The organism is Herbaspirillum chlorophenolicum (genome assembly GCF_001189955.1).
Taxonomy (GTDB): Bacteria; Pseudomonadota; Gammaproteobacteria; order Burkholderiales; family Burkholderiaceae_D; genus Herbaspirillum; species Herbaspirillum chlorophenolicum.
This window is the reverse complement of record NZ_LFLT01000071.1, coordinates 1-13,059: the sequence shown is the minus strand read 5'-3', so window position 1 is coordinate 13,059 and position 13,059 is coordinate 1. Positions and strand designations below refer to the sequence as shown.

Annotated in this window: 9 protein-coding genes; 5 read left to right on the top strand and 4 right to left on the bottom strand. The window is 60.4% G+C overall.

The window, feature by feature from the left end; genetic code table 11:
* A partial coding sequence (locus tag AKL28_RS22105; RefSeq protein WP_050470467.1) for an autotransporter outer membrane beta-barrel domain-containing protein occupies positions 1-2,654 on the top strand: 2,654 nt, incomplete at its 5' end.
* Between the two features lie 121 nt (positions 2,655-2,775).
* Here the strand turns inward: AKL28_RS22105 and AKL28_RS22100 are convergent.
* The 4 genes from AKL28_RS22100 to AKL28_RS22085 all read right to left on the bottom strand — a co-directional run bounded on the left by AKL28_RS22100 (position 2,776) and on the right by AKL28_RS22085 (position 6,886).
* Positions 2,776-4,083, bottom strand: a complete 1,308-nt coding sequence (locus AKL28_RS22100; RefSeq protein ID WP_050470466.1) for an MFS transporter — start codon at positions 4,081-4,083, stop codon at positions 2,776-2,778.
* A gap of 69 nt (positions 4,084-4,152) precedes the next feature.
* The gene (locus AKL28_RS22095; protein WP_050470465.1) at positions 4,153-4,995 is read right to left on the bottom strand and encodes an NAD(P)-dependent oxidoreductase; all 843 of its coding nucleotides are present in this window, start codon (positions 4,993-4,995) and stop codon (positions 4,153-4,155) included.
* Positions 4,996-5,012: 17 nt separating this feature from the next.
* Positions 5,013-6,014 carry a transketolase family protein gene (locus AKL28_RS22090; RefSeq protein ID WP_050470464.1) on the bottom strand — a complete coding sequence of 334 codons (1,002 nt, stop codon included), beginning with the start codon at positions 6,012-6,014 and terminating at the stop codon, positions 5,013-5,015.
* A complete protein-coding gene (locus tag AKL28_RS22085; protein WP_050470463.1) occupies positions 6,014-6,886 on the bottom strand; it encodes a transketolase in 873 nt (290 codons plus the stop codon). Before AKL28_RS22085 ends, AKL28_RS22090 begins: the two co-directional genes overlap by 1 nt.
* Positions 6,887-7,047: 161 nt before the next feature.
* Here AKL28_RS22085 and AKL28_RS22080 point away from each other — a divergent pair, with 161 nt between their 5' ends.
* The 4 genes from AKL28_RS22080 to AKL28_RS22065 all read left to right on the top strand — a co-directional run.
* On the top strand, positions 7,048-7,932 hold the full coding sequence (locus tag AKL28_RS22080) for a LysR substrate-binding domain-containing protein (protein ID WP_050470462.1): 885 nt from the start codon (positions 7,048-7,050) through the stop codon (positions 7,930-7,932).
* 106 nt (positions 7,933-8,038) lie between these two features.
* A complete protein-coding gene (locus tag AKL28_RS22075; protein WP_050470461.1) occupies positions 8,039-9,229 on the top strand; it encodes a GIY-YIG nuclease family protein in 1,191 nt (396 codons plus the stop codon).
* A 447-nt stretch (positions 9,230-9,676) separates the two neighbouring features.
* Entirely contained in the window at positions 9,677-11,272 is a 1,596-nt protein-coding gene (locus AKL28_RS25335) for a methyl-accepting chemotaxis protein (protein ID WP_269432209.1), read from the top strand.
* 177 nt (positions 11,273-11,449) lie between these two features.
* Positions 11,450-13,059 (top strand): putative bifunctional diguanylate cyclase/phosphodiesterase (locus AKL28_RS22065; protein WP_050470459.1); only part of this gene is annotated, 1,610 nt, incomplete at its 3' end.

Below are 13,059 nucleotides of genomic sequence, written 5' to 3'. Positions count from 1 at the left end.
GCGCTGTCTACAACACCAACCTCGGCTCCATCGGCACGTTCAACAATAACGGCGCCATCGACGGCGGCGTCGCCGGCATCTACAACGGTGGCGGCATCATCGGTGTGATCAACAACACCGGCACGATCAACGGCAGCTACGGCATCTATAACACCAGCGCCGGCACCATCGGCACGCTGGGCAACAGCGGCACGATCAGCGCCATCCGCAATGAGGGCACGATCGCAGGAGGCGCGACCGCCATTGCCAACACGGGCACGATTGGCGCACTCACCAACACCGGCACAATTGGCGGCGTCCAAGGCATCTGGAACGACAGCAACGGCACGATTGGCACACTGAGTAACGCCGGTACTATCAGCGGCACCCTTCTTGGCATCTACAACAGCGGCCGTGTCGACATGCTGAGCAACAGCGGCACCATCAACGGCCGCGATTACGGCGTCGCCAACTTTGGCGCAATGGGGACGCTGGACAACAGCGGCAGCATCAGCGGTGCGAACCATGGCGGCATCATGAATACAAGCATGATCGATACGCTAAACAACAGCGGCATCGTCAGCAGCGGCTTGAACGGCATCTTGAACAGCGGGACGATCAACACGCTGATCAATAGCCGCGCCATCAGCGGAGGTACTTACGGCATTTACAACAGCGGCACAATCGGCGCGTTGAGCAATAGCGGTACGATCAGCGGTGGCAACATCGACATCTTCAACCTCGGTACGATTGGTGCGCTCAGTAATAGCGGCACGATCGGTGGCAACAATGGCATCACCAACAACAATACGATTGTCACGCTGGACAATAGCGGCACCATCAGCGGCAGTAACTATGCGCTTTATAATTCATCCAGCGGAACACTGGGCGTTATCACCAACACCGGCATCATTGCCGGCCAGATCTATAACGGTTCAGGCAACGACCTGACCATCAAAGGCGGCACCGGCGCCACCTTTGGTACGCTGACCGGCTACAGCGGTGGAGTGGGTGTGATCACCAATACTGGATCCAACCTCATCTTCGGTTCCGGCAATCTGCTGCTCAACGACAATATCAATGTCGGCACCAATACGGTGAGCAACCTTGCCAGTAGCCTGCAAGTCAACAATCACCTCACCATCACCGGCAATTACAATCAGAGCAGCGCGGCGGCCTTGCTCATCGGCGTGGCCGATAACGCGACAGCCGCCGGTAGTTTCAGCACCGATGGCGGCTATGGCTATCTCTATGTGACCGGCAACACCACGATAGCCTCCGGATCGGCGATCACCCTGAACAAGACAGGCGGCAGCTACGCCTTTGCCCAAGGCCAACGCTATGTGGTGGTGATCACCGCCGGTACGGCCGCCTACAATGCCAACAGCCTGATCTATTCAGCAACCGGTTTCAGCGGCACAGTAACAGGAACATCGGTCACCGACGGCGGCAACACCGGATTGATGCTGACCCTGGTTGGCGGCGGCTCTTCCGCTCCAGGCAACGGCGGTTCGTCCTCCAGCCCGGTCAACTTTGCCAGCACCTACAATGCCGTGTCGGCGCTGAATGGGCTGTTTAATTATGGCGGCACCAATGCCAGCCTACTGAACACCTTCAATGCCGCCGCTGCGTTAGGCTCTACTGCAGCCGCCAATAGCGCGGGGGCGCAACTGAGTCCGATCGCCAATGTGTCCTCTGTGACCCGGTCTGCGGCGGCTTCCTCGGTCGAAGTGATCAATCAGGTGGCAGCTCACGTCAACGACCTGCGCGCAGCACAAGCCAGTGGCGCCAGCGGTGTGGCCACCGGCGAGAGTCCGGCCAATCTGGCATTCTGGGGACAAGCCTTTGGCGGCAGAGCCAACCAGGGGCAACGCGATAATGTCAGCGGCTATCATTCCAATTACAAAGGATTGCTGCTGGGGGCGGATACGCTGGCCGATGAATACTGGCGCCTGGGCGGCCTGCTCAGTTATGCCAATACCGCCGTGAGCAATACCGGAGACAACGTCGGCAGTTCTGCGCATGCCGAGTCTTACGGGGTGATGGGTTATGCCGGTTACACCGCCGAGCGTTATTACCTGGACTTTTCGGCGGGGGTTACCTCGCATCGTTACAACACGGTACGTGCGATCGACTTTACCGGCTTCTCAGGTACAGCCTTGGGCCAGTTCAACGGCAGCCAATATGTGGCTTCGGTACGTGGCGGCTATCCGATCAAGATCGATGCCATCATCCCGGACGCGACCTTGACGCCCATTGCGGGACTGACCTACAGCAACCTGCGCCAGAACGGCTACAGGGAAACCGGCGGCAATGGCGCGGCCTTGAATGTGGGCGCGGCCGGCAGTACATCGCTCAAGAGCGAACTGGGGGCCAAGCTGGAGCGCTCATTCTCCAGCCAATATGGAGAGGTCGTACCGTCGGCGCAACTGGGCTGGCGTCACGAGTTTCACAAGAACGCCCAGCAATTGGTGTCCAACTATGTGAACGATACTTCCGGCACCACCAGTTTTACGACACAGGGCGCCACTGCAAACAGCGATACCGGAGTAGTGGCATTGGCACTGACGCTGGTGCGCAATAAGAACCTGACGGTGTCTGCGCGCTATACCGTGGAAGCAGCATCGGGCTATACGGGACAAACGGCAGATGTGCGCTTACGGTACCAGTTTTAAGATTGTTGTTGGTCAATGACGTGGTTCGCAAGATCCATCGATGCTGGCAATGCAGGCAAGTAAAAAATGGCGCATGTGGATGAGACACATGCGCCATTGTTCATTGAATCAAGTGACCGCTCTATGCATGTATCTCGCGGTTTTCTGACGATACTTGACCTTTCGCCACAGCCGGTGCCGTTTCCCGCATCGACAGTGCGCACAGCATCGAGATCACCCCCAGCGACGAGAACATCAGGGCAGGGCCGATCCAGCCGGTCACGCCGTAGAGCAGGGTAGCGATCATCGGCAGCAGGCCGGCTACCAGCGAGGCTCCGTTGTAGCCCAGCGAGATGCCGGAGGATCGTACGTTGGCCGGGAACTGCTCGGAAAACCAGCTCGACTCCACGGCGAAGATCGGGTCGTGGCTGAACAGCAGCGACAGCGCGACCGCAGTGATGACCATGATCACGGCGCCGGTATTGATCAGCATGAACATGGGAATGCCGAAGGCGATCGTGAACAACGCGCCCAGCATGAATACCGGACGGCGGCCGATCTTGTCGCTCAGGGCGCCGTAGATCAGGTGGCTCACCAGGCCCAGGGCCGAGCCGATCAGCGTTCCCCAAAGCACCTGCTTGGTGGTGGCGACTTGAGCCAGTACCACGTACGACAGCATGAAGCTGGTGGTGATGTAGTAGCCGCCGGTCTCGGCCAGGCGCGCGCCGATGATCTTGAGGATGGAGCGCCAGTCATTGCGGATCACTTCCAGCGCCGGCTGCTTGACCAGCTTCTGCTCGGCCTTGGCGGCCTCGAATTCAGGCGACTCTTCCACGTTCAGGCGGATGAACATGCCGATGGCCACCATCACGAAGGACACCAGGAAGGGCGCACGCCACACCCAGTCGCCCTCGAACAGTTCGGCCGACAACAGGAAAGCGCCGTTGGCCAGCAGCAGGCCCATCGGGATGCCGATCTGCGGCACCGCGCCGAAGTAGCCGCGGCGTTCCGGCGGGGCATGCTCGCACGCCATCAGGACCGCGCCGCCCCATTCCGCGCCGAAGCCGATTCCCTGCACCATGCGCAACACGATCAGCAGGATCGGTGCAATCACGCCGGCCTGCGCATAGGTCGGGAGCGCCCCGATCAGCACGGTGGCCATGCCCATGGCCACCAGCGACCACAACAACACTGCCTTGCGGCCGACGCGGTCGCCGTAATGGCCGGCCAGATAGCCGCCCAGCGGACGCATCAGGAAGCCGATAGCCAGCGTGGCGAAGGATGCCAGGATGCCGATCAGCGGCTCCTTGGTGTGGAAGAACACCTGGCCGAAATACGCGGCGGCGGCGGTCCCGTAGATGAAGAAGTCGTAGCTCTCTACGGCCGAGCCGATCATGGAAGCAAAGGCGACCTTGTTCGCCTTGCCCCCGCGTGCCTGGGGATTGCTCATTGTCTTGTCTCTCTAGTTGATTGTTCTGCTGTAAAGGGTGGGGCTGCGTGACGGCCCCGGAGTTTCCGCCTACTTCCAGGTTTCGATGACACGGCTGTCATCGCGCTGTCCCAGGCCGGCCTCGGCCGCCTGGCGGTACCTGGCGTTGGCGATGGACAACAGCGGCACCTGGGCGCCGCATTCTTGCGCCGCGGCTGCGACCAGGTCGCTGTCCTTGACGAAGATGTTGATGGAGCTGGTGACCTCGACATCGGTGCCGGCCAGCATGCGCGGACCGCGGTCCGAGAGCATCCAGGAGCCGCCGGCGCCGTTCTCGACCAGTTCCAGCACGGCCGCCTGGTCCAGGCCCAGCGAACGCGCCAGGTTCAGGGCCTCGGCTGCAGCGACGATGTGGACCGAGCACAGGTGCTGGTTGACCACCTTGATGGCCTGGCCATCGCCCAGTTGGCTGCCGGTCACGCGGACGGTTCCCATGGCCTCCAGCACCGGCCGCATGGCGTCGATGTCTTTCAGGTCGCCGGAAGAGAAGATCACCAGCTTGCCGGTCTTGGCGCGGGCGACGCCGCCGGTCACCGGCGCATCCACCACTGTTGCGCCGGCGGCCCGCAGGCGTTCGCCTTGTTCGCGCACACTGGCCGGGCCGACGGTGGACATGATGATCCAGGTCTGGCCGGCGACATCCTTCGTGCTGTCGACCACGGCAGCCAACTGCTGCGGCGTGGCCACCATCACCACCACCGCCTGTGCGCGGGGCGCTTCGGCAAAAGAGGCGACCGCTTCGATGCCGCTGTCGGCGGCGCGGACGCGGTTGGATTCCACCACTTCGACACCAGTCACGCTATAGCCGGCCTGTTTGATCTGCAAGGCCATGGGCAAGCCGATGGCGCCCACGCCGATGAAGGTAACGTTCATGATGCTCCTCTCTGTTCTTATTTCAGCCAGGTCTTGATGTTCTCGACCAGCACGGTAGTCGAGATGCCGTAGCGATCGTGCAGCGTGGGCAGGGCACCGGCATCAAGGAACCGGTCGGGCAGCGCCACGTGGCGGAATTCCGGCATGACGCGCGCCATCACCAGCGCGCGGGTGACGGCCTCGCCCAGGCCGCCGATCACGCTGTGGTTCTCGGCGACGATCACCAGCCGGCCCGGACGGCGGCACTGCTCGATAATCGCTGCTTCGTCCAGCGGCTTGATGGTCGGCACGTGCAGCACGCCTACGCTGGCCGAGCCGTCGTCGAGTACCTTGGCCGCTTCCAGCGCGCGCATGGTCATCAGGCCGGAGGAGATGATCAGGACATCCTTGCCGTCGCGCAGCATCTTGGCCTTGCCGAGTTCGAACTTGTAGTTGTATTCATCCAGCACCGCCGGCACCTTGCCGCGCAGCAGGCGCATGTAGACCGGCCCGTTGTGCGCGGCGATGGCCGGCACTGCCTGTTCAATCTCCAGCGCATCGCAGGGATCGATCACGGTCATGTTGGGAATGGCGCGCATCATCGCCAGGTCTTCGGTGGCCTGGTGGCTGGGGCCGTAGCCGGTAGTCAGTCCGGGCAGCGCGGCGCAGATCTTCACGTTCAGGTTTTCTTCGGCGATCACCTGGTGGATGAAGTCATAGGCGCGGCGCGTGGCAAACACGGCATAGGTCGTGGCGAACGGTATGAAGCCTTCCTTGGCCATGCCGCCGGCGGCGCCCATCAGCAGCTGCTCGGCCATGCCCATCTGGAAATAGCGCTTGGGAAAAGCCTGCGCGAAGATGTGCAGGTCGGTGTACTTGGACAGGTCGGCGGTCATGCCGACGATGTTCTGGCGACGCTCCGCCTCGGCCACCAGCGCATGGCCGAACGGCGCCGGACGGGTTGGCTGGTCGTCGCCGGCGATCGAGGCGATCATCGCCGAGGTCGTCAGGCGCGGCTTCTTTTCAGTGACGGCGTTCATCAACGGTCTCCCTTCGCATAGTGTTCGTCGAGCACCGCGATGGCTTGCTGCCATTCCTCAGGCTCTACCCGGATAAAGTGATTCTTTTCGCGCACCTCGAGGAAGGGCACGCCACGACCCATCAGCGTGTCGCACAGGATCACGCGCGGCTTGGCATCGGCCAGCGTGCGGCAGCGGTCGAAGGCGTCAACCACTGCCTGCAGGTCGTTGCCGTTGACGCGCTCGACGTGCCAGCCGAAAGAGAGCCACTTGTCGGCCAGCGGCTCGAAACCGAGGATGTCGTTGGAATTGCCGTCCGCCTGCTGGCGGTTGATGTCGACCAGGTTGATCAGGTTGGACAGGCCGTGGTGAGCGGCCGACAGGGCGGCTTCCCACACCGCGCCTTCGTCGAGTTCGCCGTCGGACATCGAGTTATAGACAAAGGCCGGGTTGTTCTTCAGGCGCAGCCCCAGCGCCATGCCGACCGCAATCGTCAGCCCCTGGCCCAGCGAACCGCCGGAGATTTCCATGCCGGGCGTATAGGTCGCCATGCCGGACATGGGCAGCCGGCTGTCGTCGGAGCCGTAGGTTTCCAGTTCGTCTTCGGAGAGGATGCCGGCTTCGATCAGCGCGGCATAGTACGCGATGGCGTAGTGGCCGTGCGAGAGCAGGAAGCGGTCGCGGCCTTCCCATTCCGGCTCTTCCGGACGATAGGTCATGGAATGGCAGAAGGCGGTGGCGAGCACGTCGGACCAGCCGAGCGCCTGACCGATGTAGCCCTGGCCCTGGACTTCGCCCATGCGCAGGGCGTAGCGGCGGATACGGTAGGCGCGGTGCGCGAGTGTTGCCAATGCCGAGTCGTGTATCGGCCCGGCGATCGCCGAGGTCGTCATGAATGTCTCCTGTAGGAAGCGGGTTAGGTCACTGCTGGCCCAACGTTCTTGTGTGTGCAATTCACCAATCGGTGAGCCCGCGGGAATCGGTGCTAATGTAGCGGGGGTTTTTCACCCGTACAAAAGAAAAAAACTCAGCATTTAATGAATCGGATTCACGAATGAATACTTTCCGCAAGGTGCCGCTTCCTTATGTCCGGATCTTTGAAGTGGCAGGGCGAACCCTCTCATTTGCAGCCGCGGCACAGGAATTGAGTATCACGCCGAGCGCGGTCAGCCACTCGATACGCAAGCTGGAAGAGATGATTGAGGTCAAGCTCTTTCAGCGCAGCACAAGGGAAGTCAGGCTCACGCGCGAAGGCATGCAATTGCTTGAACATATACAGCGCGGTATCGATGAGATGCAGCGCGGTTTTGCGCTGGTGACCAATGAAGCGCGCAGTCCCTTGCGGCTGCATTCGGCCCCCAGCTTCGCAACCCAGTGGTTATTGCCGCGCCTGGCGGGATTCGTGCGGGAGCATCCCGACATCGACCTGCAGGTCTCGGCGAGCACGGAATATGCGCGCTTTGATGATGATTTCGATCTGGATATCGTGTATGGCGATCCGCACTCTTCACCGCATGAATTCATCCCGCTGGCAGTGGAAGGCCTGGCTCCGCTTTGCTCGCCTGACATGGCAACGATGATTTCCACGCCGCAGGATCTATACAGGCTTCCCCTCATCCAGTGTGCGGTGCAGCGGTTCCAGTGGAAAGGATGGTTTGAAGCCAATGACCTGGTGGCGCCGGCCCATTACGGCTTGCGCTTTGACCGCAGCTCGATGGCGATCGTGGCGGCAGTAGATGGCCTTGGCGTTGTCCTGGAGTCGACATTAATGGCCGAACGGGAGCTGGCGACAGGCAAATTGGTCAGGCCGTTATCGGGTACGCGCGAGGTGGAATATATCGGCCATTACCTGGCATATCCAAGGCGTTCGCATCACCATGAAGCGTTCGACACGTTTAAGGAGTGGCTGCTGAATCAATTGGGCATAGCCGATAGGTAATGGCCATCTCAACCAGCTTGCCACCAACGACCGGTTTTCGAGGCGGGGCAGGGGGCGACGGAATGGGCTAGACTCAGCCCCCTTTCTTGAACGTGGAGCAAACATCGTGCCGGCCAACCGCACACTTTCCGAGTCCTTGCTGAGCAAAATCACGCTCGCCCGCTTCCTCGAATTATCCGCCAAGCGCTTCCAGCAGTATGTGGCCGAGTTGGAGCAGTCGCAGGACTTCATCGCTCTGCGTCCGCTCATCTCGATCGACGCCTTGCCGGGTACCCGATTTCTCGATGGTACCGGGCAGGGACGCGCAACACATTTACTGAATCTGCGCCGCGACTCGGACCAACTTGGTTTTCAGTACCAGTCTTGCTACTTCACGCGCCAGTACGCGCTCAAAGATGGGGCGCCGGCCGCGGACTGGCCCGGACCAGTCAGGCGCTTATGGCATAAGCTGCGCCTGGTCAACACCCGCAATCTGCTGACGCACGCATTGATCCAGGTAGTCGTGCATGCCCAGCGGAAGTACCTGCTGTCGAACGATATCGCCGATCTGGTGCAATACACGCAACAGGCGGCAGCCGACGATATGGCGCGGCTGCCTGATACGCAAGGCATCGTCTGCGAGGCCAGCCGGATATCGCGGCTCGCATGCCATCTCTGCTTGCTCACGGGAGAAGGGCAGGGAATTCCCTTGGCACGGCTCTTCGTCAATTCGCGGCAGCGCAACCAATACTTGCTGGACAGCCTGATCAAGGCGGAGGCCCTGAGCCTGTTCCAAGGATATCGCGGCAAATTGCTGACCGATGACGACCTGGCGGTGATCTTGAACAACGTGCATCAGTTAGGAATATCGCGCCGCTCCATCACAAATGCACGGCATTCGCTGGCCATCCCGGACCATCGGGAGCGCCACAAGCATATGCCATACGTGGCCGCCACATCGGGATTTTCCCGGCTGCGGCCGCTGCGGCTTGAGCTGCTCGACTGTTCCATACCCGCCAAGGCCGGCGTGTATGAAATCCGGCTGCGCGACACGGAGCCGCTCAAAGACCCGCTAACGGTACTTCCGTCGCACAACCCCATTCTGTACATCGGTTCTTCGCTCAACCTGAAAAAACGTTTACGGGAACACCTGACCGGCAACAGCAATAACAATGAACTCTATGAGCAGCTATCCCAAGGCAATGCGGAGGTCCGTTTCAAGCTATATGAGGCGCCGCGCTGGATAGAACGCAATCTGTACCAGACCTTCGTCGAGACGTTCGGCGCCAGTCCGTCCTGCAATAGGATCAGCCCTTGAATTCAGTTAAAATGCAAATTCTGCACTTAAGTAGCAGTTAAACTGGCCGCATTAAAAAGGCCTGACCAGAGCGAGTTCCCCACAGGGATCACTCGTAAATTGCCTTTGCAGCCACCACGCATACCGATCACGGTGATTCCCATGCAAATGGAAAATTCCTTGCGCAAGCAAGCAAGCAAGCAAGCAAGCCGGACGCTTAGCGCCGCCTGAAAATACGCCTGATTTCGTCCACGGCCGTGGCTGGCGCCGTGTACTCGCTATTCGCAATCCGTTTTCCCATCCCCCCTAGCACGTCGCCTCAGACTGCTTTGAGCAAAGCAGCCGCATTCGCATAAACCTAGCCACAAATACTGGGCCGACGCGGTGAGAACCGTGTTCCCTAAGTACGTCTTTTAGAACTGAGTGCTAATACCGGGGGTAATAATGAATTGGTTTGCAAATCTGAAAGTGAGCAGCAAATTGGTCGGGGGCTTCCTGATCGTCGCCTTCATCGGTGCCGTCATCGGTACCATGGGCATTCTTAAGGCCGGCCAGATCAATGGCATGGCGACCCAGATGTACGAGAAGGAAGTGGTCGGCCTGCGCCATGCCGCGCAAGCCAACATCGATCTCAGTGGCGCAAGCCGGGCCATCCGCAGCGCGATACTGTCCGACACGCCTGAAGAACGGGACGCCAACCTGCGAGATCTCGACACACGCCTGGCCAGGGCCGCCTCCGCCTTGACAGCGGCCGAACAGCTCTTTTACACCACGGAAGGCAAGCTGCTCGTCGAAAATACCCGCAAGGCTTTTCTCGACTACCAGAGCGCAATCAAAGACACCGAAAAACAGTTGCGCAGCGAATCCATCAGCGACAAGCGCGAATCGACATCGCAGTTGTTCTCCGTCGTTCGTCCGCTGGCCAACACGGCCGAGAAGATGATGGTGCAGATGATGGAGGCCAAGAAAAGCAATGCCGACGCACTTAACAACGAGACTGACATCATCTACGGCAACATCAAGCTGCTCCTGATCGGATTGACGATGGGCGGGGTGCTGCTGGGCATCCTGATTGGGCTGTTCATCTCGCGCAGCCTGACCCGGCAGCTCGGCGGCGAGCCCAAGGACGTGGCCGCCGTGGCGGTTGCCGTTTCGTCGGGCGACCTCTGCACCCAGATCGATACGCGAAACGCCCGCGCAGGCAGCATTGTCAGCGCCATGCACCTGATGCAGACCTCACTTCGCAAAATGGTGCAGGCAGTACGCAACAGCAGCGAGAGCATCGCTACCGGCTCGCGCCAGATCGCCACCGGCAATCTGGATCTTTCATCGCGCACGGAAGAACAGGCCAGCTCGCTCGAAGAGACCGCATCCTCCATGGAAGAACTGACCTCGACCGTCAAGCAGAACGTGGCCAATGCCCGTCAGGCCAACCAGATGGCCTCCGAGTCTTCCTCGGTCGCGCTCAAGGGCGGTGAAGTAGTCGCCGAGGTGGTCAATACGATGGGGGCCATCAATGAATCGTCCAAGAAGATCGTGGACATCATCAGCGTGATTGATGGCATCGCCTTCCAGACCAACATTCTCGCGCTCAATGCCGCAGTCGAGGCGGCCCGCGCAGGCGAGCAGGGCCGTGGTTTTGCCGTGGTGGCCAGCGAGGTGCGCAATCTGGCCCAGCGCTCGGCGGCGGCCGCCAAGGAAATCAAAGTGCTGATCGAGGACTCGGTCGACAAGGTCGAGGTCGGAACCCGTCTTGCCGACGAGGCGGGAGTGACCATGAACGAAATCGTGCACAACGCGCAAAAGGTGACCGACATCATCGGGGAAATCAGCCTGGCCAGCCAGGAACAGGCTTCAGGCATCGAGCAGATCAACCAGGCCAGCTCGTTAGCGCAGATTGTCAGCGTTTTCAAGCTGGATGAGACGGAGATCAGGCAGTTCGATTCTGCTGCGCTGCCGTCTTCAGCCGGCCCGCGCGCAGTGGGGGAGGCCGGGGCAACCCGTGCCAGGGCTTTGCCGCGCAAGATCGCGTCGATAAAAGAAGAGGAGTGGGCGGCATTCTGAACCTGAGTGCCGACCGTTGACCGCCACAATGGGCTGACTGCTCATTGTGGCGTGTTGAACATGCAGTCCGGTTGAATTGTCGCTGGGGAATTTCTCAATGTTTGTTGATACCATCGTTCGCCTGGCCGGGACATCTGCAATCTGGATTTTGTTGCGAGGGGGTACGGAAAGGACGCAATGCTGAACCGGACAGATGCCGGACTGTCGAGACGCGGCTATCGCTGGGCCATCTATACCATCCTTTTTCTGGTGATGGGGGCGGGCATCACCCTCTCGCACGTCATGTCCAATGCGGCCAGCGCCATCCACCGCGCCGCCCAGCCATCGGTCTCCGACGCTCTCTCCGAGAGCCGTCCGCACGACCTTCCAGCCTTGCTGGAGCGGCACGAGTTGATCGGACACTATGTCGATCGCATCGCCAAGCTGGTCTACTGGTTCGACCTGCTGGCGCTGGGTACGGCCGTTATCTTGCTCTATCACGTTTGGGTGCGCTTTCGCGTGGAAGACAGATTGGCCCATCAGGCATCGCATGAACCGCTCACCGGATTAGGCCATCGCCGCGCCTTCGAGCAGCGGCTGGCAAACCTCCATGGCGCACCCCATTCGCTGCTGTTGGCGAGCATAGAGCGCTTCGATCGCATTTCCTCGGCCTACGGCCACGAGTTTGCCGATCATCTGACCATCGGCATTTCCGCCAGACTCAGCAAGGTGGCCAGGCAATTCGAGGCTGACGTCTTCCGTCTGGATGGCGGCGGCTTCCTGCTCTTGTACCGTCACGAACTCGGCTCGCCGCGCTTCAACGATGCGGTCGCCGCCTTGCGCGAGCAAATGACGGTGCCATTTGTCCATCGCGCGCACGAAGTATTCCCTCTGTTGAGCCTGGGCGCAGCGGAATATCCTCGCCACGGCTCCACACCCGCGCAGTTGCTGCGCAACGTGGTCGCCGCATCCCAATCGGCGCGCCGATTGGGAAATGGCCTGCTGGTGACGTACTCGGAAGAATTGAATGCGCAGGCCGAACGCCGCCTTGACCTGGAAGCGCAGATCGTGCGAGCAGTGGAGCGCAATGAGTTACTGCTTCACTTCCAGCCGCAGCAGCGCTTGTCGGATGGCAGCTTGTCCGGCTTTGAGGCGCTTTTGCGATGGCGCCGCAATGGCCTGCTGGTGTCCCCGATGGAGTTTATCCCGGCCGCCGAGGAATCCGGCCAGGTAGTCGCGATTGGCGACTGGGTGCTTGAAGAGGCCTGCCGGCAGATTCGCCGCCTGCAAGAAAACAATACGCCGACATCGGTCGCGGTCAATATCTCCCCACGCCAGTTCCTGCATCCCAGCTTCGCTGCCAAGATCGAAGACTTGCTGTCGAAAACCGGTATCGACGCATCGCTGCTGGAGCTTGAAATCACGGAGGGGGCGGTAATGGAACAGACCGAGAGCGCCATCGGATTGTTGAAACATCTGCGCGGACTTGGATTGAAGCTGGCGATAGACGATTTTGGTACGGGCTACTCCAGCCTCGGGTATTTGAAGCGCTTTCCGATTGATAAATTGAAGATCGACCAATCTTTCATCAGGCAATTGGGGCATACCACGCAAGATGCCGCGATCGTTCGTGCGGTGATTGATCTTGGATGCAATCTGGAGATGTGCGTGACGGCCGAAGGCGTGGAAACACTGGCTCAGCGGGAATGGCTGCAACGGGCTGGCTGCGACCAGATCCAGGGCTATCTTTATGGAAAACCGATGCCGGCAACCGAGGCATTGGCGTTTGCGCGTGCCAGGTGGGTGGC

Bases quoted from the DNA above. Each gene is read 5' to 3' on its own strand.
- AKL28_RS22080 (WP_050470462.1), top strand. From the start codon at position 7,048: ATGAATACTTTCCGCAAGGTGCCGCTTCCTTATGTCCGGATCTTTGAA.
- AKL28_RS22095 (WP_050470465.1), bottom strand. From the start codon at position 4,995: ATGAACGTTACCTTCATCGGCGTGGGCGCCATCGGCTTGCCCATGGCC.
- AKL28_RS22090 (WP_050470464.1), bottom strand. From the start codon at position 6,014: ATGAACGCCGTCACTGAAAAGAAGCCGCGCCTGACGACCTCGGCGATG.
- AKL28_RS22100 (WP_050470466.1), bottom strand. From the start codon at position 4,083: ATGAGCAATCCCCAGGCACGCGGGGGCAAGGCGAACAAGGTCGCCTTT.
- AKL28_RS22085 (WP_050470463.1), bottom strand. From the start codon at position 6,886: ATGACGACCTCGGCGATCGCCGGGCCGATACACGACTCGGCATTGGCA.